The sequence below is a fragment of the Xenorhabdus sp. PB30.3 genome (assembly GCF_963895965.1).
GTDB lineage: Bacteria > Pseudomonadota > Gammaproteobacteria > Enterobacterales > Enterobacteriaceae > Xenorhabdus > Xenorhabdus stockiae.
In genome coordinates, this window is record NZ_CAWQMW010000091.1 from 1 (window position 1) to 2,087 (window position 2,087).

General features: G+C 37.2%; 1 protein-coding gene and 1 pseudogene. Both read right to left on the reverse strand.

Annotated features, from left to right (window positions below):
• Positions 1-243: 243 nt before the first annotated feature.
• Complete coding sequence (locus tag AACX38_RS06275; protein ID WP_228865889.1) at positions 244-627, reverse strand: hypothetical protein; 384 nt, start codon at positions 625-627, stop codon at positions 244-246.
• A 195-nt stretch (positions 628-822) separates the two neighbouring features.
• Positions 823-2,087 (reverse strand): annotated as a pseudogene (locus tag AACX38_RS06280) (hypothetical protein); the annotation flags it as partial.

Below are 2,087 nucleotides of genomic sequence, written 5' to 3' on the forward strand. Positions count from 1 at the left end.
GTTGTAGATGGATAGATTTTATTATATAGGCAGTAGGGCTTCCTACTGGTCGATCTGAGGCATCGAGGTAACATTATGGATGGAATAACGTAATTTTTTGGCAAGCAATAATCAATTTATAAAGGGAGTATTTAATAAACTGATATTAAAGTATTTGGCGGAGAATAACCTTATAGTTAAGGTGTAATTTCCTTAGCCATAATATTTGTAACTGCTTATTTATGTTAATTAATTATTTCAGCATTAATTTATAACAACATTTTCATTCAGTACCAGCGATAGCAGAGCCTGACGCGTATAAATTCCATTCGCTGGCTGGATTTTATAGGATACCTGTGCCGTAGAGTGCAGTTCTTGATATTGGGCTGCATAAAGGGAGAATCTTCCTGCCTGTTTTGCCGTCATGACTGGGTTATTTGGGCATACCCATTTACCGTTGGCACCCACTGTGGTCTGACAAATCAGTGTGCCAGATGAAGTCGGCAGGAAGGTTTCTTTTGGCGGTAGAAACGATTTTGAACTGGCGATAAGGATCAGTTGGCCGGGAGTACCTTCTCCTTGAATTGATATGCCGCTGTTTATCCGGTAGTGAGCGTTTTTTTGCGGCTCGATAATCCGCATTGGCATGGTAAAGTGCCATTCGATAGGTTCACCAGTTTTTTGCTTCTTGTATCATTAGATTATAGGCTTCTCCTCCAGTAATTTTTTCTATTGGGTGGTGGTTCAATACAGTATCTGAAAATACATTTACACTGTAAGTTAATAATGAGAGGAGAAAAAAATACTTTAAATATAATCATAACAGCCTCCTGAATGGGGAGATTAATTGTTTTTTTCAATACAGGTCATATGGTCATTACCTCCAGTGCATTCCAGTGTTTTATCTTTCCTTGCTGGATAATTTTCATTATCAGATGTTTCATGGATAGTAAAAAGATACACCCCTCGTTTAGCATAATACTCATTGTCTGAACTCCAATTTCCTTTTTCATCAGGAGTTATTTCTTCCGATTTTACACCATCAGATAATATTATTTTAGGGTGGATGGTTTCTTTGAAGTCACTAATTTTTTTATCATTATTAGGTAGGGAGGTTCCATAAATGTGGATAAATACATTATCGACGATTTCATATTTTACAGAGAACTCTTTTGATTTCAGTATAGTGACTTCGTCATTGCTATTTTTAATGGAAACATTTGGTGTTCCTGTATTTTTAGCTTTAATTTGTATAAAACCGGTAGGGGCATCACTAATTTTGGTTTGCCAGTTATTTCCAATGCGAGAAAGAATGGGGAGGACATGTTCACCATTTGAATAGTAGTTTGCAATTACATCAAGAGGTGTTTTTTCTGTTACTTTCCCTTCAATGACAATCTGTTTAGGATTGTCGTCTGTTGAAGTAATAAATTCATGCATAACAGGTTTTGTGATTTTTACCGGACAACGAGCTACACTAAATTTAATTTCTTTTTTTCCGGGGAGATTATTTTCTTCTTCCCTATTATGGTTACAAAACACAGATGCTTTATAGTAATTAAAACATTTTGCGGTTAAACCTTTAAGGCTCCATGTGCCGGAATTCAGATCAACATCAGGTGTATATTCTTTCGTTGGTTCAGAAGGATGAGTGTAGTCAGGATCATCAAAACTAGAAATTGATACTTTAATTTTTTTAACCTCATTTGGAATTTGAGTATTAACTAAACCGGATATGTCATATTTTCCATCAGGTATAATTTGAGCATCCTCGATTGACGTTATGGTTGCACAACATGGTGGCCTTTTAATATAAGGCCTAATATTTATTGAATGGTGGTTAAAATGTAAATGTAAGTAGTTTACTGAAGAAGCGCCATACGCTGGCTGGATTTTATAGGATACCTGTGCCGTAGAGTGCAGTTCATGGCTGATAAACTGTTCAGCCGATACCGTGAATTTTCCCTTTCCGAATAGGTAAGGCCCGCAGGACCATGTGCCGGATGCAGTAACGGTGGTATCACACGCTTTATTATTACCGTTTTTGCCTATATGTATGTGGGCGCCGGGTTCGCCTATTCCGGCAATGTCAAAAGGTTTCCGGTGGA

Bases quoted from the DNA above. Each gene is read 5' to 3' on its own strand.
- AACX38_RS06275 (WP_228865889.1), bottom strand. From the start codon at position 627: ATGCCAATGCGGATTATCGAGCCGCAAAAAAACGCTCACTACCGGATA.